This window comes from Achromobacter sp. D10 (assembly GCF_035282245.1).
Classification (GTDB): domain Bacteria; phylum Pseudomonadota; class Gammaproteobacteria; order Burkholderiales; family Burkholderiaceae_B; genus Achromobacter; species Achromobacter insolitus.
This window is the reverse complement of the sequence record NZ_JAYJLE010000005.1, coordinates 78,172-103,568: the sequence shown is the minus strand read 5'-3', so window position 1 is coordinate 103,568 and position 25,397 is coordinate 78,172. Positions and strand designations below refer to the sequence as shown.

Here is a 25,397-nt window from a genome sequence, read left to right as displayed (position 1 = left end):
CGGCATCCTGGCCGATGCTTGCGGGCTGGCGCGGGATCTGGCGGGGCGGGTCACGGTACCTGGGCATTGCGATCTCCGCGGTCATCCGAGGCGGCTGAAACGATCCCTACCCACGCCTGCGCCCAGCTGTCCGCTTTTACGCTGTCCTGTTTCGGGAGGCGCATATCACAGGCCGAATCTTCTGCTTGGCGTTCGTGGCGGGCGCGGGGCTGGTCCAGTTGTCATCGCGGCTTCCAGGTGCCGGCATCTGCGGGGGGCTTGCGGTTCTAGGCATGATTGCGCTTGCCGCCGGCTTGCGCTTGCAGCGGCGCATCTTGCGGCTGCTCGCAAGCCTGACGCTGGGCTTTTGCGCGGGGCTGCTCAACGCCAGTGTGCTGGCGCAGTTCCGGCTGGACGATGCGCTGTCCGACGAACACCAGGATGCCGTGTCGCGCCTGGTCGTGCGCGTGGCCGGGTTGCCTCAAGGCGACGCGCGCGGCCAGCGTTTCGTGGCCGAACTGGCCGAGCCCGCGCCGCCCGGTATCCCGTCGCGCATCCAGGTGGCCTGGCAGGCGCCGCCCGGCCCGCATTCCGCGCTTCCATTGCTGATACCGGGCCAGGTGTGGCGCATGGCGGTGGTGCTACGGCGTCCGCACGGCCTGTTGAACCCGGCGGGCCCGGATACGGAAGGACGCATGTTCGCGCAAGGGATACGCGCGACGGGCACGGTGCGGGGGCAGCCCAGGCTGCTTGAGGACCGGCCTTGGGCGACGCCAGGCATTGCAATAGAGCGGGCACGCCATCGCGTGCGCGAGGGGTTGCGCGCCGCCCTGGGCGAACATCGCTATGCGCCGGTGATGATCGCGCTGGCGATTGGGGACCAGGCTGGCGTGGCGCGTGAAGACTGGCGCCTGTTCAATCGCAGCGGCATCACGCATCTGGTGTCGATCAGCGGCATGCACGTGACGTCGATCGCGGGCATCGCCGGGCTGCTGGTGGCGGCGTTGTGGCGGCGGGCTCGGTGGCGGGGCAGCGCGCTGGCCGAACATGTGCCTGCGCGTGTCGCGGGCGGCGCGGCGGCCGCGGCCGTAGCGCTGCTGTACTGCCTCTTGGCCGGGTGGGGCGTGCCGGCGCGGCGCACCTTCTTCATGTTGTCGGTCGTGCTGGCGGCGGCGATGTCGCGCCTGCCGCTGTCGGCGGATCGCGTGTTGGTCTGCGCGGCGGCGGTGGTGGTGGCGCTGGACCCCTGGGCGCCGGTGTCGGCGGGCTTTTGGTTGTCGTTCGGCGCGGTGGCTGTGCTGCTGCGTATCGCGCAACTGCCCGTGGATCCCGAGGCGGGGTGGGTCCGGCGTTGCGCAGCCAGGCTGTCGCAGGCGGCGCGCCTGCAATTGATGGTGACGCTGGGCCTTACGCCGTTGCTGGCATTCCTGGTGCACCAGGTATCTATTGGGTCGCCGTTGGCAAATGCGGTGGCCATACCCGTCGTGACCTTTGTGGTGACGCCGCTGGCATTGCTGTGCGCGGCGCTGTCGGTGGTGCCGGGCGCGCAGCCGCTGGCCTCCTTCGCCGGCCAGGCAGGGCTGCAGGCGTTCGATCTCACCATGGCGCCCGTCGCATGGGTGGGCAATGCCGCCTGGGCCAGTGTGCCGGTGGCGGCGGCGCCGTGGCCATGGCTATTGCTGGCGGTGGCGGGCATGGCCTGGGCGTTGCAGGTGCGGGGCTGGCCGGGCAGGCGCTTGGGATGGGTCTGCATGCTGCCGCTGTTGTGCTGGCGCCCTGACCGGCCCGAGCCGGGGCATTGGCACATGAGCGCGCTGGACGTGGGGCAGGGCAGCGCCATTCTGGTGGAGACGGCCAGCCAGACGCTGCTGTTTGACGCGGGGCCGCGCCATTACGGCGGCAATGACGCCGGCGAGCGCGTGGTCGCGCCGTTCCTGCTGGCCCGTGGCGTCCGGCAACTGGATGTGCTGGTGCTGTCGCACGCCGACCTGGATCATGTCGGCGGGCTGCGCTCGGTGCTGGCCGCTGTTTCCGCGCAGCGCAGCTACGCGTCCTTCGATTTGGACGCCTTCTTGCGCCGTGATGTCCGGGTCTGGCCGGGAGCGGGCGACAGTCTGCCGCCGCTGCCGGATGATAGACGGCCATGCTTGCGCGGTGACCATTGGGAGGTGGACGGCGTGGCCTTCACCTTCCTGCATCCCGCCGCCACTGCTGGCAAGGCCGGGCAGGATCGCAACGCGGATAGCTGTGTACTGCTGGTGCAAGGGGCGTCGCATTCCCTGCTGCTGACCGGGGACGTGGGGGTTGCGCAGGAACGCGAGCTGGCTCCCGAACTGCCACGGATCGATGTGGTGATGGCGCCGCATCATGGGTCGGCGTCGTCCTCGGGCAGGGATTTGGTGACGGCCGTGGCCGCCAGCCATGTGATTGCGCAGGCGGGCCACCTGAACCGCTTCCGCCATCCCGCACGCGCGGTTGAGCTGCGATGGACGCGGGCCGGCGCGACCTTCTGGCGCAGCGACCGCGATGGCGCGGTGACGGCGCGTTCAGGTCCCGATGGCTTGGAAGTCCGGGCTGAGCGCGAACGCGGACGGCGGTATTGGCATGGACGCTGAGGCCGGTCCTGTGCGGCCTATTTCGCGCCCAGGACTATCCCGTCCCGGATCTGCCGGAAGTCGGAGAGAGCGGCCGGCAGAGCGTCGCTTGCCGTCGTGCAGCGCATGGCGACGCGCAGCGTGGCCGTGTCCAGCAGCGCGTTGTACTCCAGCAGATGCACGCCATCCGGTCCGATACCGGCTGCAGCGACGTAGTCTACGCCTTTGGCGCCCTGAAGTTCGAAGGTGCTGCGGTGATCGAGCGACTGGCCCTGAGCCGCAAGGATGGTCTCGGCCGCCGCCAGCCGCTCGGCGGCCGATGGCGGCGCTTCGGCGCCAGGATGCGTCTTCAGCGACTTGCGCGGGGCGTTGAAACCGACACTGCATAAATAGGCGGCTGCGTCCGCAGTGTGTGGCCCGCCGCTGCGTTGGCCGATACGCACCAGCACGTCGAATTCATCGGACTTGCCGCTGCCCAGGACGCGGTAAGACCTCGGCACGTTTACGCCAAAGCCGCTACCCGGGTGGGCGTAGCGGCGTTCTGTTTCGTCCGGGGCGTCATCCGTTAACTGGAACCGCACCGGCAGCATCAGGATTTCCCGCTCTGCCTGCATGTCACTGGTGAACGCGGGCAGCGGGCTGGCGCGACGGACCATGTTGGCTGTCGCTTTGTCCACGGCCACGTATCCCGAGGAACTGGCCAATTCCACCGAGTCGATCTTGCCGTCCCGCATGACGATGAGGCGCAGGCGCAGGCTAAGCGGGCCGTCGAGCTCGTACGCTTCCTTGGGCATTTCCAGGTGATGCTGCAGTTTGCGCATCGCGCCGGCCGTCCATTCGGCGCGGTTGGCTGGCGCCGCGGCCGTGGCCGTGGCCGCGCACAGCATGATCGCGGCTGTGGTGCAAGCGCGTAGCGGCCATTCCATGGGGCAAGTCTCCTGGGTAAGCGGCGCCCGCCGGCCGGGCGCACCGGCGCAGCATAACCCGGGCGCACGCCAGGTTTCAGGCCCGTCCCTGCGCCAGTTCGTCGAACAGCAGGTCGCCGCCCATCTGTCCGCCCTTGAGCATCAGTTCGATGCCGTCGGTGACGGGATCGTCGCTGCGCGTCAGGCTGACCGTCACGCCCGGAGCGAGCACGCAGCGGAATGCCAGACCCCAGGCGCCCAGGGCCAGGGTGGCCTGGCTGGAGGTATCTCCACCCGCGATGCCGATGCGGGTCAGGCGCGTGCCGCCCCGAGCGCTGGCGCGCACAATGTCCGCCACCAGTTGGCCGGTGGCACGGGCGGTTGCCGCGGTCTGGTGTGCGGTGAGCGGCTGGGCCGGCCGATCGGTGTGCGCCAGCACGTTGCGCCCTTGCGCCAGCGCGGCGGTGGCTTGCCTGACTTGTTCGGCCGCATAGGCTGGATCTCGCAGCAGCCGTTCCGCCTGCAAAGGCTGGCGGTCATATTGCCGGCACGCCGCGATCTGCCGGGCGGTGACGGGAGACAGGCTGCCGGCCACCGCCAGCACGGGGCCTGCCGCGGCAGGCAGGGAAGCGGTGGAGGCATGATCACGGCTTGTGGGCACGACGCGGGCCAGCGCCTGCTGCACGCTGCTGGGGCCGACCGCCAGCACGGGCAGGCACGAGGCGGCACGCCAGATAAGGCGCCCGATGATGGCGAGTTGTTCCTCATCGATCAGGTCGAACAGCAGCGGTCCATCGTTGGTCTCGATCACCTGGTCGACCCAGTCGTCCACCGCCGGCGCATCCGCCGCCTGGCGCACGCGAGGGTAGGCTGTGTGCGGTATCGAACGGATGTCGGCCAAGCCTTGCGCCGCCAGATGCAGGCGCAGGTCGGCTTCGTGCATGGGCGTAACCGGGTGCCTGCTCATGACCGGATGGCGGTCGATGCGGTGGATTTCCGGCGCGGAGCCCGCCCGCGCGTACAGCTGGGCGAAGCTGCAGTAACGGCCGATGCTGGGTTGCCCGCCGACGATGGGGACCAGTGGATTGGGCATGTGACGGCGCAGTTCGTGCACGGCCGCGCCGATACTTCCTACGTGCGGCGCGCTGTCGAACGTGGAGCAGCATTTGTAATGTAGCACTCGGACGCCGGCGCGGGCCATGAATCGGCCGACGGCGGATAATTCAGTCCGCATCTCCGCTGGGGCCATGCCGCGCGCCGCGCCGGCGATGCCGATGGCGTCGAGCGCGCCCGCGCGTTGCAGCTGTTCCGTTGTTGGCACACCCAGGAAAAGCAGGCTGCGCAGGCCGGCTCGAGCCGTTTCCGCCAACGTGTCGGTGGCGCCCGTGAAGTCGTCGCCGTACCAGCCGATCTGCGGACGCGTCTCGTCGCGGGGCGTCGCGTTCATGCGCGGCCGCCGAAGCGTTCCATGGCGCGCCGCAGTTCAGGGGCATTGAGGGCATAGTCTTCCAGGGCTGCGCCTTCGCGCATGGCTTGCCAGGCCTGGCGGATGCTGAGCACGCCCGCGGCGGGACCGTCTGGGTGGGCCAAGATGCCGCCGCCGGACATGAAGAGCAGGTCGTCGCTTTGCACGGCGGCCCACGTGGCAGGCACGGTGCCAGCCCATTGGCCGGACGAAAACGCCGGCAGGACGGGATCGTCGATGCCGGGGGTCAGCGACGCCAGGCAGTCGCGCGCGGACGCGACGACCTCGGCGTCCTCTTGGGAGAACTTGCCCTGCAGGCCGTGCACGTGCATGTGGTCCACGCCGGCCAGGCGCCACAGCGTCTGATAGGCCTGGAAGCCCACGCCCAGCGCCGGGTGGCGCGACAGCGCGCCATATCCGTTGCGATGGCCGTGCAGCGCCAGCGGGGTGCTGCGGCGCAGGGTCTGGATGGCCGAGTAGCCGCAATGGTTCAGGCTGGCCATGACGCAGGTGCCGCCTTCGCGTTCGATCAGGTCGGCATGGCGGCGCATGGCGTCGGTTTCGTCGCTGATGTTGAAGGCCACCATCACCTGGCGGCCGGTGCGCTCGCGGTGCGCGCGCACCACCGCCATGACGGCGGCGACGCGTTGCGCCAGCGGCGCGTGCGCGGGGTTGGCGCAAACTTCGTCGTCCTTGATGAAGTCCACGCCCGCGGCGCACAGCTGGGCCGCCAGATGCGCGGTCTGTTCGGGCGACAGGCCCACGTTGGGCTTGATGATGGTGCCCACCAGCGGACCGCGCGCCACGCCCGTCAGTTGCCGCGTCCCGGCGATGCCGGCGCGCGGCATGTCGAACTGGGCGCGATAGTTGGCCGGCAGTTCCATGCTTTCCAGGCGCAAGCCGGTGACTTCGCCCAGGTCGTACAGATTGCCGCCCACCGTGGCCGCCAGCGTCGGCAAATTGGCGCCGACGTTGGCGACGGGAAACGAGATGCGCACCCGGGCGCGCCGGTAGAGGCCGGGCATGCCGCCCGCTTGCCTCGCCAGCCAGGCGTTGGGCAGGCTGGGGACAGGGGTGGACTCCAGCGTCTCGATGGATTCGATCCGCGCGCGGGCGCGAGCGCGCAACTCATCGGTTTCGCCCTGCACCCGCGTGAAGGTGCCGCAGGATTGTTCGCCGGCCATGACCTCCGCGACGCTGGCGGGGTCCAACGGGGTTTCGATCAGGTAGGTGGCGCTAAACGATTGGGAATTCATGATGGCGGCTTGCGGCGTTATCGGTAAGGACGGGTCAGATCCGGTTCAGGTCGGGGAAAGGGCGCACGGGGTCCTTGCCGTCCCAGTCGCGCGCGCTGTCGCGGATCAGGTCGAACAGTCGGCCCTTGGGGCCGGCCACCTCGGACAGTTCGATAACGGTCCCGGGGTGGTACTCGGTGTCGAAGTAGATGAAGCGGCCTTTTTCGCCGACTTCGCCGCTCATCTTGGGCTTGAAGCCTTGCGCCAGCAGGCGTTCGAGGTCGGCGTCGTAGCTTTCGGTCCAGTAGGCCACGTGCTGCAGCCCGGTGCGGCCAGCCTGCAGGAAGTCTCGGTACATGGAAGGCACGTCATTGCGGGTCTGGATCAGCTCTACCTGCACATAGCCCGAATTGGCCAGCGCCACCGAGTTGTGCGGCTCGTGGCGGACGCCGTCGTACTGGTAATTGACGATGGGCACGCGCGGGTTGTAGTACCAGGGGCCGACGCCCAGCGTGGTGCTCCAGTAGTCCATGGCGGCTTCGATGTCGTGCACCACATAACCGAGTTGGCGGATCTCGCCCAGGAAACGACTCATGATGGATTCTTTGCGGATAGGGAGGATGGAAGGTTGCGGAGCGGGGCGGCCCGTGACGGGCCGCGAGGGCTCACAGGAAACCGATGGAAAACCAGGGGAAGGCGGCGACGACGACCAAGCCCACCAGCAGCGCGGCGATGTAGCCCCAGATAGGCCCTATGCCTTCGTTGGGATCGACACGGCTGATGGCGCAGGCGCCGTAGTAACCCACGCCGAAAGGCGGCGCGAACAGGCCGATGCCCATGGCGAAGATCACCACCATGGCGTAGTGCACTTCGTGCACGCCGGCCTGCGCCGCGATCGGGAACAGCAGCGGGCCAAACAGCACGATGGCGGGAATGCCCTCCAGCACGCTGCCCAGGATGATGAAGGCCACGATGGACACTGCCAGAAAGCCGTAGCTGCCGCCGGGCATGCCGGCCATCAGGCGGGCCAGGTCGCCAGAGAATCCGGACTGGGTCAGTGCCCAGGCCATGGCGGTGGCGCAGCCCACGATCAGCATGATCGCGCCGGACAGCGAGGCGGTCTCGATCAGCATGGGCTTGAGCCGGCCCCAATCGAAGCGCCGGTAGATCAGCAGACCGACTATCGCGGAATACACGATGCCGATCGTCGAGACCTCTGTGGCGGTCGCCACGCCTTCGACCACGGCGGCTCGGATCACGAAGGGCAGGGCCACGGCGGGCAGGGCGATGACGAAGAAGCGTCCGATCTCCCGGGCGCTGAAGCGCTGGGCCAGCGTCAGGTCTTCCTTGCGGTAGCGCCACCACACCACCGAGCACAGCGCCAGCCCCAGCACCACGGCCGGCAGCAGCCCGCCCGTGAAGAGCGCGGCGATGGACACGCCCGTCACCGAACCGATGGTGATGAGCACGATAGACGGCGGGATGGTCTCGGTCTGCGCGCCCGTGGCGGACAACAAGGCGACCAGATCGCCTGGCTTGGCGCCGCGCTTCTGCATCTCCGGGAACAAGACCGGAGCGATGGCTGCCATGTCGGCGATCTTTGATCCCGAGATGCCGGATACCAGGTACATCGCGCCGATCAGCACATAGGACAATCCGCCGCGCACGTGTCCGAGCAGGCTGGCGAGGAACTGGATCATGGCGCGTGCCATGCCGGTCATTTCAATCAGCGAGCCCAGGAAGATAAATAGCGGCACCGCCAGCAGCATCAGGTGCGACATGCCCTCGTCCAGCCGGCCGACCATCACCACCATGGGCGTGTTTGTGGTCAGGACCAGGTAGGAGAAGGTCGCCAGCGCGAATGAGAAGGCGATCGGCACGCCCGAAAATACCGTGGCGGCCACGATGCCCACGAAGAAGATCAGCAGGTTCAGTTTGCCCAGGGTGGCAAACAGCGGCTGCGCCACCCAGAACAGCGCAACCACCGCGGCCGCGCCGGCCAACGCCGCAAGCATCTGCGGCGCAGTCTGCGTGCGCAATAGGCGCAGCAGCGCGACCACTGCCATCAAGCCCATGCCCACGGGAATCGCGGCGGCGCGCCAGGAATTGCTCAGCTCCAGCGCGGGCGTGATGATGAAGTGTTCCTCGTGCGCATACTCCACGGCGGGCGCCAGGATCAACGCGAGGAACGCGAGCGAGGCCGCCAGCGCGGCCGTTTCCAGCTGGGCGCGGCGCGCCGGGCTGACATTGTTGACGAGCGCGGTCATCCGCATGTGCTCTCCGCGACGCAAGGCAACCACGGCGCCCAGCATGGAAAGCCACAGGAACAGGATGGAGGCGAGCTCGTCGGACCAGACCAGCGGGCTGTGGAAGGCATAGCGCGCCACCACGCCCGCGAACAGCACGGCGATCTCCACCAGCACGATGGCCGCGGCCACGTGCTCGACGATGCCGCCCAGCAGAGCGTCGAGCGCGCCGGCGGCGCGGCGCAAGGGGTGGGCTGGGAGCGCCTGCGGCGCGGCGTGGGGAGCGGACAGGGAGGACATGGCGCGTCCTCAGGCCAGCTTGCCGACGGCCTGCTCCAGCAAGGTCCAGGCCTCGTTGCCGAAGCGCCCTTGCCATTCCTTGTAAAAGCCAGCGGCGCGCAATTGCTCGCGGAAGCTGTCGGCGGACGGTTGGTTGAACTGCAGGCCCTTGCCTTCCAGGTCCGACTGCACCGAAGCGTTGAGCTTCTTGATGTCTTCGCGCTGGGCCAGGCCTGCCTCGTTGATGCCGCGCGCCACGACCGTCTTCAGGTCTTGCGGCAAGCCTTCCCACATGCGGCCATTGGCGATGAACCAGTAGCCGTCCCAGATATGGTTGGTGAGCGAGCAGTATTTCTGCACTTCATAAAGCTTGGCCACCTGGATGATGGGCAGGGGATTCTCCTGAGCGTCCACCACCTTGGTCTGCAACGAGGAATAGACTTCGCTGAACTGCAGGCTGGCGGGGGCGGCGCCCAGACCCTTGAACATGGAGATCGGCAGAGAACTGACGGGTACGCGGATCTTCAGGCCCTCCATGTCGGCTGCCGACTTGACGGGCGCCTTGCTGCTGGTGGTCTGGCGAAAACCGTTGTCCCACATCTTCTCGAAGGCATAGAGCCGGCGCTGCGCGATGGCGGCGCGCACGTGGGCGCCGAGCGCGCCGTCCATGGCGCCCCATACCTGGTTGTAGTCCTTGAACGCGAAGCCCACGGCATTGATTGCCGCCACCGGCACCAGGGTCGCGATGACCAGCGCGGACGGCGTGAAGAAATCGATGCCTCCCGAACGAACCTGGGCCAGCATGTCGGTGTCGCCGCCCAGTTGGTTGTTGGGGAAAATCTTGATGTCCACGCGCCCGTTGCTTTCCTTGAGGATGCGTTCCGCGGCTTCCTGCGCGCGGATGTTCAGCGGATGCGTGACTGGCAGGTTGTTGCCGTATTTGAGGGTGTAGTCGGCCGCGCGGGCGATCAGCGGGAAGCCCGCGCCCAGGGCGACGGCGGGTACCGCACAAAGGCGGCGCAGGGCACTACGGCGTGTCAGCAGCTTCATGGTTGTCTCCATAATCTTGGTTATGATGTTTTTTGATGTGCCACAAAAGCGCCAGTACCATGCGGCAGACTGGACAATAGTGAATCGTCGCCAATATCGTCAAACGCGATTAATGATGGATTTTGATGTGAATCGAACGCCTCCCGAACGTAAGCTGGCGCGCCTGGCCGATGTGGCGGAACGTGCTGGCGTGTCTACCGCCACGGCCGACCGGGTCCTGAACCGCCGGCCTGGCGTGCGCGCCAGCACGGCGCAAAAAGTCTTCAAAGCGGCCATCGAGCTGGACTATCTGCCGGAACAGGAGGTTCGAGCCGCCGCCGCGCCCGAGCCGCTGCGGCTGGTATTTCTGCTGCCGCGCGGCAGCAACCGCTACCTGCGCATGCTGGGCGATACGGTCAGCTATGCCCAGGAGCATTTCGCGCCGCTCAATGCCAGGTGCCAGGTGGAGTACGTCGAGAGCTTCAATCCCGACGCGCTTGCGCAAGCGCTGGCCAAGCACGGCAAGCGCGCGGACGGCATCGCGTTCATGGCGCTGGAGCATCCGACGGTGCGCGAGGCCGTCAACTCGCTGGCGCAGCAGGGCGTGCCGACGGTGACTTTGATATCCGACCTGGCCAATAGCGCGCGCGCGGCCTACGTGGGCCTGGACAACCGCGCCGCTGGCCGGACCGCCGGCTATCTGATTGCCCGCTTCATCGGTTCGAGGGCGGCGCATGTGGCGCTGATCGCGGGTTCGCGCCACTACCGGGCGCATGAAGAACGCGAGGGCGGCTTCCTGCAGCTGTACGCCGAGCAGTTCCAGGCCATGCAGGTGGTCGATTTGCGCGAAGGCTACGACGATGCGCAGCGAAACTACGAGCAGACCCGCCAATTGCTGGAGCAGTATCCGCAGCTGGCCGGCATCTACAACATCGGCGGCGCATCGGACGGCGTGGCGCGGGCGCTCAAGGAGGCCGGCCAGCAGCACCGGGTGGTCTTCATCGGGCACGGTCTCACGCCCGACACCCGCGCGCTGCTGATCGACGGCACCATGGATGCGGTCATCACGCAAAGCCCCATGGAAGCGCTGATGAGCTGCGTGCGCATCTTCTGCAACTTGCGCGACAAACGCAGTCCGATGAACGGCGTGGAGCTGGCGCGCAGCCAGGTGATCTTCCGGGAGAACCTGCCCTAGGGCTGGCGGGGTCCGGAGTAACCCTGACTGCGCGGTCGTTATGCAAACTATGCATAAGGCGCACGGACCCGATCCCTATACTGCCTCGCATTCAGTCTGACGGCGCGGCGGTTGCAATGGATCTACGTTGGTTCCAGGATTTTCTGACCCTGGCGGAATGCGGGCAGTTCACCACGGCTGCAGAGCTGCGGCATGTGTCGCAATCGGCGTTCAGCCGGCGTATCCAGTCCCTGGAAACCTGGGCGGGCACGGCGCTGATAGACCGTAGCTGCTTCCCGCTGCGCCTGACGACGGCGGGAGAGCAGTTCCGCTCCAACGCCGCCGAGATCGTGCGCAAGGTGGTCGATGCCCGCGGCGAGGCCGGCGTGGCCAGCCACGAAGGCGCGGTCCTGCGGGTGGCAATGCCGCATTGCCTGGCGACCTCGCACTTCCCGGGTTGGTGCATTCGCTGGAAGGACGAAAGCGCGGTCGGTTCGTTGCGGCTGCACGTGGGCAATGTGCACGATTCGGTCGAGTGGCTGGCTGCCGGCGTCGTGGATCTGCTGGTCTGCTTTCGCCATGCGGCCGAAGACATACAACTGGATCCGCAAGCCTACATGCGCACCGGCATGGCGCCGGACGGCCTGCGCCTGTTCAGGCCCGCCGCGATGGACGTGGACGAAGCCGCTCTATACGCCAGCGACTCCGCCCAGCGCTATCCCTATGTGTCATACGCCCAGGGCGCGTATTTCCGGCGCCTGGTCGAATTGGCTTGCGGCGACCTGTTGCAGCGGCCCGTGCTCGAGCGCGTCTGCGAGACCGATTTCGTGGACGGCGCCCGCACGCTGGTCAGTGCGGGCGTCGGCATGGCGTGGCTGCCGGACTCCAGCGCCAAGGCTTCGGTGGATGCCGGACAGATCGTTGCCATCAAGGACCGCCGCTGCGCGATTCCGATGCAGATCTGCATGTATGCGCGCCGCCAGGGGCCGGCCCAGGAGCCGGTAGAGCGCGTGTTCAACCTGTATACCCAACGCTGACGGACGGCGGCCGCAACTCCCGCGTTGGGCGGGCACGGGCGCGCTCGGCGGTGAATTCTGTGCAGCACCCCATAAGTACATGAATCCCAAGGAGAAAAGCATGACAATATCCATCAAGGCATCAATCGCGGCGTTCGCGATCGCAATGACGGGCACCGCCGCGGCCCAGCAGCTCGACGGGACGCTGAAGAAGGTCGCGGATACCGGCACGATCACAATCGGCCATCGGGAGACCTCGATTCCGTTCTCCTACTATGACGGCAACCAGAAGCCCGTGGGCTATTCGATCGACATCTGCGAGCGCATCGTCAAGGCCGTGCAGGCGCGCCTGAACCGCAGCGATATCCAGGTGAAGTACCTGCCGGTCACCTCCGCCACGCGCATTCCGCTGATGGGCAACGGCACCATCGACCTGGAATGCGCCTCCACCTCCAACACGCTGGATCGCCAGCAGCAGGTGGCGTTCTCGGTTACCACTTTCGTGACCGGCAACCGCTTCCTCAGCCAGAAATCCGCCCAGCTGCGCAGCATCGACGATCTGAAGGGCAAAGTCGTGGCCTCGACTTCCGGAACCGCGAACATCCGCCAGATCAACGAGCTGAACGAGACGCGCGGGCTGGGCATGAGAATCGTGCCCGTGAAGGAGCACGCGGAAGGATTCCTGATGGTCGAGACCGGCCGCGCCTCCGCATTCGTGATGGACGACATCCTGCTCTATGGCCTGATCGCCAATGCGAAACAGCCCGACCGCTATCAGGTCTCGGAGGAACCCCTGTCGATCGAACCCTACGCCATCATGCTGCGCCGCGACGATCCGCAGTTCAAGGCGCTGGTGGACGACACCATCAAGGCCCTCTATGCCAGCGGCGAATTCGACGCGCTGTATGACCGCTGGTACCGCAGCCCGCTGCCGCCTAAGGGAATCAACCTGAACGTGGCAATGAGCGAAGCGCTCAAGCGCGTGGTGGCAAAGCCGACCGATTCGGGCGATCCCGCCGCCTACCGCTAGGCGCGCGACCCCGCTGCAATGCGCCGATGCGCGGCCCCAGCCAGGGGCCGGGACCGCGCGCGGCCTGATCATCGAGAAAAAGCATGGCATATCAATGGAACTGGGGCGTGCTGTTCGCTCCATCGCCCGACGGCGGGCACACCTATCTGCAGACCCTGCTGGACGGGCTGGGCGTGACGGTGAAGACCGCGGCGCTGGCGTGGCTGATCGCGCTGGCCATGGGCCTGGTCGTCGGCGTCGCGCGCACGCTGCCTTATCGTAAGGTGCAGGTGGCGACAGCCGTCTATGTGGAAGTGTTCCGGAACATCCCCCTGATCGTGCAGATGTTCCTGTGGTACTTCGTCCTGCCGGAGCTGTTGCCGACCAGGGCCGGAGACTGGATCAAGCAGCTGCCGGACGCATCTTTCTACACGGCGGCGCTGGCTATCGGCATGTACATGTCGGCGCGCATCGGTGAGCAATTGCGCGCCGGCATCGAGGCCTTGCCGAAGGGGCAGCGCAACGCCGGCCTGGCGCTGGGCCTCACGCTGCCGCAGCTGTACTGGCATGTGCTTTTGCCCAATGCGCTGCGCACGGTCCTGCCGACCATGACGTCCGACTGCCTCAATACCATCAAGAACACCTCGGTGGCGCTGACGATCGGGCTGGCGGAGCTGACCGCCCAGGCCCACGCGATGCAGGAATTTTCGTTCCAGGTGTTCGAGGCCTTCCTGACCGCGACCATGGCCTATCTGGCGCTCAACCTGATTGTGATCGTGGTGATGCGGGCGCTCGAATACAAGCTGCGCATTCCGGGCCGCGCAGTCGGCGGGCGCGCGGCGAAAGGGGGCAGGGCATGACGGATTTCGACCTGCAAGCCATCGTCGACGCGTTGCCGTACCTGATCCTGTCGGGCCTGCGCTTTACCCTGCTGCTGACCTTCACGTCGACCGTGGGAGGCCTGCTGCTGGGCACCTTGCTGGCGATTGCGCGGCTCTACGGCGGCCGTCTGCTGGCCTGGCCAGCCACGGTGTATGTGAACCTGTTCCGCTCGCTGCCGCTGGTGCTGGTGATCTTCCTGATCTATTTCATCCTGCCCTACGCATTGCAGGCGGTTACGGGGGCTGAGCGGCCCATCGTGCTAGGCGCCATGGGGTCGGCCTTCATTACCTTCATCCTGTTCGAGGCCGCGTATTTCTCCGAGATCATCCGGGCAGGCGTGGGCAGCATGGGGCACGGCCAGTATGCGGCGGGCAGCGCTCTGGGCCTCAGGCACGGACAGGTGCTGCGCAAGGTGATCCTGCCGCAGGCGTTTCGCAACATGCTGCCGGTGCTGCTGACGCAGGTGATCGTCATCTTCCAGGAAACGGCGCTGGTCTATGTCCTGTCGCTCACGGACTTCCTCGGGGCGGCGACCAAGATCGCGCAACGCGACAACCGCCTGGTCGAAATGTACATGCTGGTCGCGCTGGTGTTTTTCGTGATCTCGTTCACCGCCTCGCGCGGCGTGCGGGCGCTGCGTGCCCGAATCGGCGCCTGAACGGGCGAGTGTTTCACTGAGGAGCCTACATTCATGATCGAGATTCAACAGGTCGGCAAGCGCTATGGCGACTTGCCGGTGCTCAAACAATGCTCGCTGCGTGTGCAGCGCGGCGAGGTCGTGGTGGTCTGCGGACCGTCGGGATCGGGAAAATCGACGCTGATCAAATGCGTGAACCGGCTTGAACCGTTCGACGCGGGCCGCATCGTGGTCGACGGCACCGACGTCGGCGCCCCGGGCACGGATCTGCCCAAGCTGCGCGCCCGCGTCGGCATGGTGTTCCAGCACTTCGAGCTGTTTCCCCACCTGACGGTGCTGGAGAATGTCTGCCTGGGACAGGTCAGCGTATTGGGCCGCAGCCGCGCGCAGGCTCACGACAAGGCGGCTGCGCTGCTTGAGCGCGTGGGCGTGGCCGCGCATCGCGACAAGCATCCGGGCCAGCTCTCGGGCGGTCAGCAGCAACGCGTCGCGATCGCGCGCGCGCAGGCCATGGACCCCGTAGTCATGTTGTTCGACGAGCCGACATCCGCGCTCGACCCGGAGATGATCGGCGAGGTGCTGGAAGTAATGACGGGATTGGCGCGCGATGGCATGACCATGATGGTCGTCACGCATGAAATGGGGTTCGCGCGCCGCGTTGCCGACCGTGTCGTATTCATGGAGTCGGGAGAGATCGTCGACGACGCCAGCGCCGAGGCGTTCTTTGGCAACGCCGCGTCGGCGCGATCGCGCGCCTTCCTGTCCCGCATCATCAGCCACTGATTTCCCTCACCCATATAAGCATCCATGTCCTCCATTTTCTATATCAACGGCAATCTCGTCCCGGCCGAGCAGGCCGTTATCCCGGCGCTGGACCGGGGCTTCCTGTTCGGCGACGGCGTCTATGAGGTGATCGCGGTGATCGACGGCCTGCTGCTGGAGTTCGAGCGGCACGCCGCCCGCCTGGCGCGCAGCCTGTCCGAAGTCGGCATCCGCAATCCCTTGCCGCGCGACGCGCTGCTGGGACGTTGCCGCGAGCTGGTGCGGCGCAATGGCCTGCGCGAAGGGTCGGTCTACGTGCAGGTCACGCGCGGCGCGGACATCAAGCGCGACTTCGCCTTCCCCGCGGACGTCGAGCCCACCGTGATGATGTACGTCAGCGAAAAGTCCCTGCGGGTGAATCCGCTGGCCGAATCGGGCGTGCGGGTGGCGAGCGTGCCGGACATGCGCTGGCAGCGGCGGGACATCAAGAGCGTTTCGCTGATCGCCCAGGTGCTGGCCAAACAGGCGGCGCAAACGTCAGGCGCATTCGAAGCCTTGATGGTCGATGCCGATGGCGTGGTGACCGAAGGGGCGTCGTCGAGCGCGCTGCTGGTCGACGAACGGGGACGGATCGTGGTGCGGCCTTTGTCGCGCGAGATCCTGCCCGGCTGCACGCGCGCCGCGGTGTTGGCCCTGGCGGCCAGGCGCGGGGTGGCGGTGGAAGAGCGCAAGTTCACGCTGGACGAGTGCCGGCGCGCGTCCGAACTGGTGCTGACCTCTGCATTGCACTTCGTGCTGCCGGTGGTCGAGCTGGATGGTCAGCCGGTCGGGACGGGTCGGCCAGGACCCGTATGCCACGAACTGCGTCAGCTATACCTGGAGTACGCGCTGGCGAGCGCGCTGTAGCGGCGCGCGAGCCGCCGCGGGCGTATGATTCCCGATAAGGGCTCGCACCCCGTCCGGCAGTGGCCGGCACGCCATTGCCTGTTCCATCGTACGGTTGCTCAACATCGGTCACCCGGGCCGTCCTGCGGGTGACCGTGAAGGCGTTGCGCCATGGATCATTTCCCGTCCGCTGTCCGCGTGGATGGCCCGGACTGCCCGCAGGCTGGCATCAAAGCCCGGTCACCGGCGCGTAACCACGATCTCCAGGTATTCACTGGGTACGACCATCGCGGTGTCGCCAGAGCGGTTGAAACGGTCTATTTGCACCATGAGGTCGTTGGTCAGCGCGGCCTGGGCGGCGGGCTCCAGCGCGCCAAACGCCTTGAGCAGCGGGCCATAGTAAGTCTTGAATACCTGCAGCCAGTGCTCCGGCGACCGATAGCGGAACACGAAATTGCGGGGTTCCGCCTGGATCGAGGATGCGTGGGGGCCGAACATCTCCTCGATGCGCGCCCGCGTGCCCCACAGGGCAGGCGACTTGACGCCGGCGGGCGGCGGCAAATGCTTGCCGATGGTCTTGAACACCTGGCCGATGAAGCCGTCCGGCGTCCAGTTGGCCAGGCCGATCTTGCCGCCGGACCGGCACACGCGGGCCAGTTCGGCTGCCGCCTTGTCCTGATCGGGCGTGAACATGACGCCGAAGGTGGAGACGACCGCATCGAATCCGCCATCCGGAAATGGCAAGGCCTCGGCGTCGGCTTCCTGGAACTCGATCTTCAGCCGTTCAGCGGCGGCGCGTTCGCGCGCGCGTCCCAGCAGCGCCGGCACGTAGTCGGTGGATACGACATCGCACCAGCGGCGGGCGGCGGCCAGCGAGGCATTGCCGTTGCCTGCGGCTACGTCGAGCACCTTTTGGCCGGCGCGGACATCCAGCGATTCGCACAGCTGTTCTCCTACGATCTGCAGTGTGGTGCCGACAACGGCATAGTCCCCGGAAGCCCAGGTACCCTGCTGGCGAGTCTTCAAGGCGGCCAGGTCGGGCTGCGCGGAATCGCGCACTGGACTGGTGGCGAGGGAGGAAATGGACATGGTCTGTCTCCATTAACGCGTTGTGTTTGCGGCAGCGCGCGATGCCGGCCTGCCGGGGAGTCGCAGGGGGCGCCGCGCAGGCTTGCGCACGCCGTGCTTCCCAAGGGCCAAGTTAAGGGCCGGTCGTGGAGGCGAGCGTGGTAGCCGGCGTGGAATCCGCCGAGGTATCGGGGGACCGCGATCCGCAGGGCGGCCCCGTCCCCCAGGGAGTGGTGCGGGTACGCCTGCTCGGACCCATGGCGATCAGCCGCGCGGGCGCCGCCGTGGCGTTGCCGCCATCGCGCAAGCTGCGCGCGCTGATTGCCTACCTGGCGCTGGCTCCGCGTCCCGTCATGCGCGCGCATCTCTGCGAACTGCTGTGGGACATTCCGAACGATCCGCGCGGCGAACTCCGCTGGTGCCTCAGCAAGGCCAGGGCGTTGCTGGACGACCCCGGCCGCCGCCGGGTGGAAACGGCGCGGGACAGCGTCAGGCTGGACCTGGCTGATTGCCAAGTCGATGCCATCGAAATCGGTTGCGCGATGCAGGAGGATATAGGCGACCTGGGCGCCGAGCGTCTCCGAGCGCTGGCCGGGCTGTTCGCGGGCGATTTCCTGGAAGGGTTGGAGATCGACCGCAACCCCTATTTCAACAACTGGCTGACGGCGCAACGCCGGCGCTTGCGTGCCTGCCACGCGGCCGTCCTGGAGCACCTGGCGGGGGTGCTGCCCGCAGAGGGCGGCGAGATTTTTGCCTGCCTGGACAAGTGGCTGCAATTGGCTCCGTTCGACCGGCGCGCGCACGAGCTGCTACTGGACCTGCTGGCGCAGCGCGGCCGATGGCGCGAAGGCGAGGAGCATCTGGCCGCCGCCGTGCGCGCCTTCGACGCGGATGGGCTGGACTGGCGGCCCATCCGCGACGCGTGGCGCGAGCTGAGGGGACGGCGGGCCAGTCAGATGCCTCGACCGGATGCCTTGCGCACGGTGGAGGCGGGAGAACCCGCTGGGGCTGCGCGGGACCATAAGGGCCGTGCCTCGATTGCGGTGATGCCATTCCTGGACAGGTCGGCGCAAGCCGGCGTGCGGGGCGGGCTGGCCGACGGCCTGGCCTATGACATCATTACCCGGTTGGCCAAGCTGCGCAGCCTGTTCGTCATCGCGCAAGGCACAGTCTTTGCGCTTGACCAGCGCAATGTGGGGCCGGATGAAGCGGGCCGCACGCTCAACGTGGACTATGTCGTCAGCGGCGCGCTGCAACGGATGGGCAAACGTCTTGCCGTGGCCGTTGAGCTCATTGAATCCAGGACCGCTCGCATTGTGTGGGCGGACGTTTTCGACCGCGAACTGGATGATGCTTTTGCCGCCCTGGACGAGATCGGCAACCGGATCGTCGCGGCCGTCGACATCGAGATCGAAGCAGCCGAGCGCAACCGCGCCATCTTGAGGCCGCCGAATTCCCTGGATGCCTGGCAGGCGCATCATCGCGGCCTTTGGCACATGTACCGTTTCAACCGGCCCGACAACGAGCAGGCGCGGCACTTTTTCCAGATGGCCTTGCGACTCGATCCGACGTTCTCGCGCGCCTACGCGGGCCTCTCGTTCACCTATTGGCAAGACGCGTTCCAGCGCTGGGGCGAGCAGGCGCCGGCCATCGACCTGGCGTTCGACGCTGCCGGCCAGGGTCTGATTGCCGATGACCGCGATCCGGCGGCGCACTGGGCCATGGGGCGGGCGTTATGGCTGCGCGGCAGCCAAGAGCAGTCGCTGGCGGAGTTGCGCAGCGCCGTGGAGCTGAGTCCGAACTTTGCCCTGGCTCACTACACGCTGGGCTTCGTCAACTGCCAGTCCGGCGATGCGGAAGCGGCGATCGGCTCGTCCGACCATTCGCGTGACCTCAGCCCCTACGACCCGCTCTTGTTCGGCATGCTGGCCGTGCGCGCGATCGCGCTGGTCCGGCTGGGCCGGTTCGAGGAAGCCGCCGGTTGGGCGGTGAAGGCCGCCGCGCGTCCCAATGCCCATGTGCACATCCTGGCGATCGCGGCCTGCTGTCTGGCGATAGCCGGCAGGGGCGAGGAGTCTGCGGGCCTGCTCGCCGGGATCCGCAAGACGCATCCCTCGTATCGCGTGGACGATTTCCTCGCGGCCTTCCGTTTGGCGGGCGATGCCGAGGCATTGTTCCGCCTCGGCGCCCGGCGCATCGGCCTGGGTTGAGCTTCTGCTCGCGCCTTACGCGATTTCGACGGTGTCGCCATTGACGCGTGCCTGCCAGGTTCGCAGCCGCTGTTCCGGATACTGCACGCAGCGGCCGTCGGCCAGCCGGAAATGCTGCTTATACAGGGGCGATGCCACGACCAGTTCACCGCCGATGTGGCCGACGATGCCGCGGCCGATGACGTTGGCGCCGGACTTGGGGTCACGGTTTTCTATGGCGTAGATGCGGTCGCCGCCTGGCTGCGGTACGTAGAACAGGGCGATCTGCGCGCCGTCCATCAGCGCTACCACGCCGGAGTTGGGCACCAGGTCCTGGCGGCGGCACACTGGCCGCCAGGCGTGGGGTTCCGGGATCAGGGCGTCCATCAGACGATCTCCTCGGCAATGGGGATGATGCGCGCGGGAGCAGGCCGGGGCTGGCCGCGCTCCTGCACGAACTGAATGTCGGGATCGGCGCTGCGGTCGTTCACAAAGGTGCGGAAGCGCTTGAGTTTTTCCGGGTCGCTGAGGGCATTGGCCCATTCGCATTCGTACCGGTCCACCACCAACTGCATCTGCGCTTCAAGTTCGGCGCACAGGCCCAGGCTATCCTCCAGCACCACCTGCTTCAGGTAGTCCAGGCCGCCCTCCAGCGATTCGCGCCATACCGAGGTGCGCTGCAGCTTGTCGGCCGTGCGGATGTAGAACATCAGCAGGCGGTCGATGGTGCGTATCAACGCGGCGTCGTCCAGGTCGGTCGCGAAGAGTTCAGCATGGCGCGGGCGCATGCCTCCGTTGCCGCACACGTAGAGATTCCAGCCGTTTTCGGTGGCGATGACGCCGATGTCTTTGCTCTGCGCCTCGGCGCATTCGCGGGTGCAACCGGACACGGCGAACTTCAGCTTGTGCGGCGAACGCAGGCCCTTATAGCGGTGCTCGATATCCAGCGCCATCTTCACGCTGTCCTGCACGCCGTAGCGGCACCACGTGCTGCCCACGCAGGACTTCACTGTGCGGGTGGACTTGCCATAGGCGTGGCCGGTCTCGAAGCCCGCGGCAATCAGTTCCGCCCAGATGTCCGGCAGTTCATGCAGCTGGGCGCCGAACAGGTCGATGCGCTGGCCTCCGGTGATCTTGGTGTACAGCTTGTACTTCTTGGCAACCGCGCCGATCGCGATCAGGCCGTCGGGCGTGATCTCGCCCGCAGGGATGCGCGGCACCACCGAATACGTGCCGTTCTTCTGCATGTTCGCCATGAAGGTGTCGTTGGTGTCCTGCAGTGCCACCAGGTGGGGGGCCTGGATCGGCCGGTTCCAGCACGAGGCCAGGATGGACCCGACAGCCGGCTTGCAGATGTCGCAACCCTGTTGCCCGCGCCCATGGCTGGCCAGGAGTTCCTCGAAGGATTCGATGCCGCTGACGCGCACGATGGCGTACAGCTCCTGCCGCGTGTGCGGAAAGTGTTCGCACAGGCTCTTGTCCACGGCGACGCCGCGGCTGGCTAGTTCATGTTCGACCACTTGCTTGAGCAGGCCGGCGCAGCCGCCGCAGCCGGATGCGGCCTTGGTGCAGCGCTTGACCGCGCCCAGGTCCGTACAGCCGCCGTCGATCGCCGCGCAGACCGCGGCCTTGCTTACGTTGTGGCAGGAGCAGATGGTGGCGCCTGCCGGTAGCGCGTCCACGCCAAGCAGCGGAGCCGCCTGGCCTTGCGGCAGGATCAGGCTGGCCGGGTCAGCCGGCGGCGCAATGCCGTTCTGCACGTATTGCAGCAGCGTGTCGTAGTAGCGGTTGTCGCCCACCAGGACAGCACCCAGCACCCGCTTGCCGTCGGCCGAGACCACCAGGCGACGGTAGCTGGCGCCGGCTTCGTCGATGTAGCGATAGCTGAGCGCGCCGGGCGTGGCGCCGTGGGCATCGCCGATCGAACCTACGTCCACCCCCAGCAGCTTGAGCTTGGTGGACATGTCCGCGCCCGTGAACGCCTGGCCGGCTTCCCCACAGAGCGCCGCGGCCACCGTGCGCGCCATCTGGTAGCCGGGCGCCACCAGGCCGAACACGCTGCCGTTCCAGGCCGCGCATTCGCCGATGGCGTAGATGTGTTCGTCGCTGCTGCGGCACTGGTCATCGATGGCCACGCCGCCGCGCTCGGCCAGCGTCAATCCCGCTTGGCGCGCCAACGCGACCTGTGGCCGGATGCCCGCGGAGAACACGATCAGGTCGGTCTCCAGCGGCGCGCCTTCGGCAAAGCGCATGCGGTAGCGGTACTGCGTCCCGGGCTTGATATCCTGAGTGGCGCGCGACAGATGCACGCCCACGCCCAGCGCTTCGATGCGCGCCTTGAGCGCGGCGCCGCCTTGTTCATCCAGCTGCACCGGCATCAGGCGCGGAGCGAACTCGACAACGTGCGCCTCCAGCCGTAGCGACTTCAGCGCATGGGCGGCTTCCAGTCCCAGCAGGCCGCCTCCCACCACCACACCGCGCCGCGCGCCGTTTGCCGCCTCGCGGATCAGGTCCAGATCGTCGATGCTGCGGTACACCAGCCGCGACGCGCCTTCCGCGCCCGAGATAGGCGGCACGAATGGATATGAGCCCGTCGCCAACACCAGCTTGTCGTAGGCGGTACGCCCCCGCGCGGTCACGACCTCGCGGTGCCGGCGGTCTATTTCCAGCACGGGCGTGCCCAGATGCAAGGTGATTCCCTGCTGTTCATACAACGACGCATCGCCCAGCGCCATCGATTCGGCGTCACGCCCGTCCAGGTACTCGGAGAGGTGCACGCGGTCATAGGCGCGGCGGCTTTCCTCGCCGAATACGTGGATGCGATAGCGATCCAGCGCGCCTCGGGCGATGAGTTGCTCGACGCAATGGTGGCCCACCATGCCGTTGCCGATGACAACGAGGGTCTGCAGAGAATCGGATGTGGCCGCTACATTCATGGGATGTCCCTGGGGCTTGGATACACGGGTTTCAAAAACGCAATGGCGCCCTGGACCTTGCGGTCGGGGCGCCATTGCCGTCACTGCTCGAATTGTCTCGCCGGCCTTGCGGCCCGCGCACGAATCATCAAGCAAAGTCCGTGCCAGGAAAGCCGATGCTTATCCGCGCGCGCGGGGAGCTGAGGGTTCCATAGGGATAGCGGGAGGACGCAGGAGGGATCCGATGCAACTCCTGGCGGGCGACCGGGATGCCCGCGCGCCAAACGGGTGCATATCCCAGTGCGGATTTGCACCCGTTTGGCGCAGTGCAGCGCCCGCCCTCAGGCGAACGCGGCTTCTACCGCGGCAAATGCCGCCGCAACCAGCGGATCGTCGCGGCGCGAGGTCTGTGTGACGAAGGAGAGCTGGGCCTGGATCGACAGGTCCTTGACCAGCACCAGCCCGTTCGCCTGGGACTCGCGTAGCGCAATGGAGTCGCGCGCCAGCGACAGACCGACACCCGAACGCACCAGGTCCAGCATCGACGCTTCCTGGTCCACTTCCGCCACGGCGTTGGGCGCGACGGCCAGCGCTTCGAACTGGTCCGACAGCAAGCGATGATGGACCGAGTCCGGCGGCGTCCAGATCCAGGGCAGCGCGGCAATCGCCCCCCAGTCGCGGCCAGCTACCTGCGGCCCCCAGCCCTTCGGGGCGACGACGCAGTAGGTAAACGACGCGAGCGGCAGCGCCTCCAGACCCGGATGGGCGGCACCGGGTCCTGACGGGCCCAGGGAAAAACCCACGTCCAGCTCGCCCGCGCGCACCTGCCTGGCCACCGATCCCGACATGCCGTGGCGCAGGGTGGGGCGGATCCTGGGATAGTGCTCGACCAGGTATTGCAGCGTGGCGCCAAGACGCAGGAACTCCGGATCGAGGATGGTGCCTATGCGCAGGTCGCCCTGGACGGTGTCGCGCAGGGCGCCGATCGCGCGCTGAAAGTCGTCCAAGGCCTCCAGTATGCGTTGCGCCGCGGGTAGCAGCGCGCGGCCGTCGGCGTTGGGCGCCAGCCCTTGCGCCGTGCGGGCAAACAAGGTGAGGTCCAGCGATTCCTGGAAATTCTTCAGTTGCAGGCTGAGCGCCGGCTGGGTCAGGTGCAGATGCTCGGCCGCGCGCGTCAAATTGCCCTCGCGGGCCACGGCGGCAAAGGTGCGGATGTGCTTCAGATCCATGGAGCGGTTCCCGGAGACGTTGGCCCTCGCCGTGCCAACCAGAGTGGAATAAGGCCGAGCATTATTTAAGATGCTTATAAACCGTTTTTCAACAATTCATTGGACAGTTGTTCCCGGCTGCGCGAGAGTCACGGTAGATGCCCGGCGTGCGCAAGGTCGCCAGAGCCGGGTCGGCTCACCCCGTCCGGGGCTCTCGTCCCGGCAAGAAGATAAGAAGAGCTTATGGAGACATACGACTACATCATCGTGGGCGCGGGCTCGGCAGGTTGCGTATTGGCCAACCGCCTGAGCCGCGATCCCGGCGTGCGGGTGCTGCTGCTGGAGGCCGGCGGCAGCGACAACTACCACTGGATCCATATCCCGGTGGGCTATCTGCATTGCATTGGCAACCCCCGGACAGATTGGATGTACCGTACCGCGGCGGAACCCGGCCTGGGCGGCCGTTCCTTGATCTATCCGCGCGGCCGTGTGTTGGGGGGGAGTTCTTCGATCAACGGCATGATCTACATGCGGGGCCAGCGCCAGGACTACGACGACTGGGCCGAGCTGTCCGGCGATCCTGCATGGGGCTGGGACCAGGTGCTGCCCGTGTTCAAGCGCAGCGAGGACTATCACCGCGGCGCCGACGAATACCATGGCGCCGGCGGCGAATGGAGGGTGGAATCGCAGCGCCTGCGCTGGGACATCCTGGAGGCTTTTGCCGGTGCTGCCGAGCAGGAGGGGATCCCTCGGGTGCAGGACTTCAATCGGGGCGACAACTTCGGTTGCGGCTATTTCGAGGTGAACCAGCGCGGAGGCTGGCGCTGGAACACCGCCAAGGCGTTCCTGCGGCCGGTCCGCAAGCGCCCGAACCTGCGCGTCATGACCGGCGCGCAGGCCGAGCAGCTGGTGTTCGAAGGCAAGCGCTGCGTCGGCGTGCAGTTGCGCCACGGCGGACAGAGTGTGACGGTGCGCGCGCGTCGCGAGGTAGTGCTGGCGGCGGGCGCGGTCAACACGCCACATCTGCTCGAGCTCTCCGGCGTGGGCGAGCCGGCGCGCCTGCGCGAAGGCGGGATTGCGTTGCGCCACGCCTTGCCGGGCGTGGGCGAGAACCTGCAGGATCATTTGCAGCTGCGCGTCATCATCCAGGTGCAGGGCGTGAAGACGCTGAACCGCATCGCCTCCACCTGGCTGGGCAAGGCGGGCATAGGCCTGGAGTACCTGTGCAAGCGCAGCGGCCCCATGAGCATGGCGCCTTCGCAGTTGGGCGCGTTCGCCAAGTCCGATCCGGGCCAGCCGCGCGCCAACGTCGAATTCCACGTGCAACCCTTGTCGCTGGGCGCTTTTGGCGAACCGCTGCACGGCTTCGATGCCTTCACCGCCAGCGTGTGCAATCTACGCCCGACCTCGCGCGGCAGCGTGCACGCGCAGGGGCCGCAAGGCGCGCCAGTCATTACGCCCAAGTATCTGAGTACCGAGGAAGACCTGCGCGTGGCGGCGGACTCGATCCGCCTGGTGCGGCGGATCGCGGCGGCGCCCGCCTTGCAGCGCTACCAGCCTCAGGAATGGCTGCCGGGACCGGCGTTCCAGACGGACGCGGAACTGCGGGAAGCGGCCGGCAAGATCGGCACCACGATCTTTCATCCGGTGGGCACCTGCGCCATGGGGCGCGACGCGGACGGCGGGGCGGTGGTGGACGCAAGGCTGCGGGTCCATGGCCTGGAAGGCCTGCGCATTGCCGATGCATCGGTGATGCCGCTGATCACTTCCGGCAACACCAATTCGCCCACCATCATGATTGCGGAGCGGGCTGCGGACATGATCCGCGAAGACGCCGGGGGCGCGTCCGCGGGCCGTTGATCCTGCCCACGCCATCCCGAAAGAAAGGCGCCCCAGGGCGCCTTTCCTGCCGTTGCGTTG

At 67.0% G+C, this 25,397-nt stretch carries 20 protein-coding genes; 10 read left to right on the top strand and 10 right to left on the bottom strand.

What is annotated here, in order from left to right:
* The first annotated feature begins 272 nt into the window (after window positions 1-272).
* Entirely contained in the window at window positions 273-2,594 is a 2,322-nt protein-coding gene (locus tag VCS63_RS16400) for a DNA internalization-related competence protein ComEC/Rec2 (RefSeq protein ID WP_323880419.1), read from the top strand.
* A gap of 17 nt (window positions 2,595-2,611) precedes the next feature.
* Here the strand turns inward: VCS63_RS16400 and VCS63_RS16395 are convergent, their stop codons facing one another.
* From VCS63_RS16395 to VCS63_RS16370, 6 genes are all read right to left on the bottom strand, one after another.
* Window positions 2,612-3,499: a TonB family protein gene (locus VCS63_RS16395; protein ID WP_323880417.1), complete on the bottom strand. Its 888-nt coding sequence runs from the start codon at window positions 3,497-3,499 to the stop codon at window positions 2,612-2,614.
* Between the two features lie 76 nt (window positions 3,500-3,575).
* Window positions 3,576-4,925, bottom strand: a complete 1,350-nt coding sequence (locus tag VCS63_RS16390) for a four-carbon acid sugar kinase family protein (RefSeq protein ID WP_112965789.1) — start codon at window positions 4,923-4,925, stop codon at window positions 3,576-3,578.
* Window positions 4,922-6,199 carry a ribulose-bisphosphate carboxylase large subunit family protein gene (locus VCS63_RS16385; protein WP_149064330.1) on the bottom strand — a complete coding sequence of 426 codons (1,278 nt, stop codon included), beginning with the start codon at window positions 6,197-6,199 and terminating at the stop codon, window positions 4,922-4,924. The genes VCS63_RS16390 and VCS63_RS16385 overlap by 4 nt, the downstream gene beginning before the upstream one ends.
* Before the next feature lie 34 nt (window positions 6,200-6,233).
* On the bottom strand, window positions 6,234-6,773 hold the full coding sequence (locus tag VCS63_RS16380; RefSeq protein WP_063642461.1) for a VOC family protein: 540 nt from the start codon (window positions 6,771-6,773) through the stop codon (window positions 6,234-6,236).
* Between the two features lie 70 nt (window positions 6,774-6,843).
* Entirely contained in the window at window positions 6,844-8,724 is a 1,881-nt protein-coding gene (locus tag VCS63_RS16375; protein ID WP_323880415.1) for a TRAP transporter large permease subunit, read from the bottom strand.
* A gap of 9 nt (window positions 8,725-8,733) precedes the next feature.
* Window positions 8,734-9,753, bottom strand: a complete 1,020-nt coding sequence (locus VCS63_RS16370; protein WP_042794026.1) for a TRAP transporter substrate-binding protein — start codon at window positions 9,751-9,753, stop codon at window positions 8,734-8,736.
* A gap of 112 nt (window positions 9,754-9,865) precedes the next feature.
* Here VCS63_RS16370 and VCS63_RS16365 point away from each other — a divergent pair, with 112 nt between their 5' ends.
* The 7 genes from VCS63_RS16365 (at window position 9,866) to VCS63_RS16335 (ending at window position 16,118) form a co-directional block, all read left to right on the top strand.
* Entirely contained in the window at window positions 9,866-10,927 is a 1,062-nt protein-coding gene (locus tag VCS63_RS16365) for a LacI family DNA-binding transcriptional regulator (protein WP_042794025.1), read from the top strand.
* 116 nt (window positions 10,928-11,043) lie between these two features.
* A complete protein-coding gene (locus tag VCS63_RS16360; RefSeq protein ID WP_063642462.1) occupies window positions 11,044-11,943 on the top strand; it encodes a LysR family transcriptional regulator in 900 nt (299 codons plus the stop codon).
* A 100-nt stretch (window positions 11,944-12,043) separates the two neighbouring features.
* Window positions 12,044-12,952, top strand: a complete 909-nt coding sequence (locus VCS63_RS16355; RefSeq protein WP_416379197.1) for a transporter substrate-binding domain-containing protein — start codon at window positions 12,044-12,046, stop codon at window positions 12,950-12,952.
* Between the two features lie 83 nt (window positions 12,953-13,035).
* Window positions 13,036-13,791 carry an amino acid ABC transporter permease gene (locus tag VCS63_RS16350; protein ID WP_238914120.1) on the top strand — a complete coding sequence of 252 codons (756 nt, stop codon included), beginning with the start codon at window positions 13,036-13,038 and terminating at the stop codon, window positions 13,789-13,791.
* A complete protein-coding gene (locus tag VCS63_RS16345; protein WP_323880411.1) occupies window positions 13,788-14,471 on the top strand; it encodes an ABC transporter permease subunit in 684 nt (227 codons plus the stop codon). Before VCS63_RS16350 ends, VCS63_RS16345 begins: the two co-directional genes overlap by 4 nt.
* A gap of 33 nt (window positions 14,472-14,504) precedes the next feature.
* On the top strand, window positions 14,505-15,233 hold the full coding sequence (locus VCS63_RS16340; RefSeq protein WP_323880409.1) for an amino acid ABC transporter ATP-binding protein: 729 nt from the start codon (window positions 14,505-14,507) through the stop codon (window positions 15,231-15,233).
* A 24-nt stretch (window positions 15,234-15,257) separates the two neighbouring features.
* Window positions 15,258-16,118, top strand: coding sequence for a D-amino acid aminotransferase (locus VCS63_RS16335; RefSeq protein WP_323880407.1), 861 nt, complete (start codon window positions 15,258-15,260; stop codon window positions 16,116-16,118).
* A 219-nt stretch (window positions 16,119-16,337) separates the two neighbouring features.
* Here VCS63_RS16335 and VCS63_RS16330 read toward each other — a convergent pair whose 3' ends face one another.
* Window positions 16,338-17,186: a class I SAM-dependent methyltransferase gene (locus VCS63_RS16330; protein ID WP_042794018.1), complete on the bottom strand. Its 849-nt coding sequence runs from the start codon at window positions 17,184-17,186 to the stop codon at window positions 16,338-16,340.
* 137 nt (window positions 17,187-17,323) lie between these two features.
* Here VCS63_RS16330 and VCS63_RS16325 point away from each other — a divergent pair, with 137 nt between their 5' ends.
* On the top strand, window positions 17,324-19,375 hold the full coding sequence (locus tag VCS63_RS16325; protein WP_238914122.1) for a tetratricopeptide repeat protein: 2,052 nt from the start codon (window positions 17,324-17,326) through the stop codon (window positions 19,373-19,375).
* A gap of 15 nt (window positions 19,376-19,390) precedes the next feature.
* Here the strand turns inward: VCS63_RS16325 and nirD are convergent, their stop codons facing one another.
* The 3 genes from nirD to VCS63_RS16310 all read right to left on the bottom strand — a co-directional run bounded on the left by nirD (window position 19,391) and on the right by VCS63_RS16310 (window position 23,498).
* Window positions 19,391-19,741 (bottom strand): nitrite reductase small subunit NirD, encoded by a 351-nt coding sequence (gene nirD / locus VCS63_RS16320; protein ID WP_042794016.1) that lies wholly within the window; start codon window positions 19,739-19,741, stop codon window positions 19,391-19,393.
* Window positions 19,741-22,290, bottom strand: a complete 2,550-nt coding sequence (gene nirB / locus VCS63_RS16315; protein ID WP_076814190.1) for a nitrite reductase large subunit NirB — start codon at window positions 22,288-22,290, stop codon at window positions 19,741-19,743. Before nirB ends, nirD begins: the two co-directional genes overlap by 1 nt.
* A gap of 320 nt (window positions 22,291-22,610) precedes the next feature.
* Window positions 22,611-23,498 carry a LysR family transcriptional regulator gene (locus VCS63_RS16310; protein WP_323880402.1) on the bottom strand — a complete coding sequence of 296 codons (888 nt, stop codon included), beginning with the start codon at window positions 23,496-23,498 and terminating at the stop codon, window positions 22,611-22,613.
* Window positions 23,499-23,720: 222 nt separating this feature from the next.
* Between VCS63_RS16310 and VCS63_RS16305 the strand changes: the two genes are divergently transcribed.
* A complete protein-coding gene (locus tag VCS63_RS16305) occupies window positions 23,721-25,337 on the top strand; it encodes a GMC family oxidoreductase (protein WP_063642469.1) in 1,617 nt (538 codons plus the stop codon).
* The last annotated feature ends 60 nt before the right edge of the window (window positions 25,338-25,397 follow it).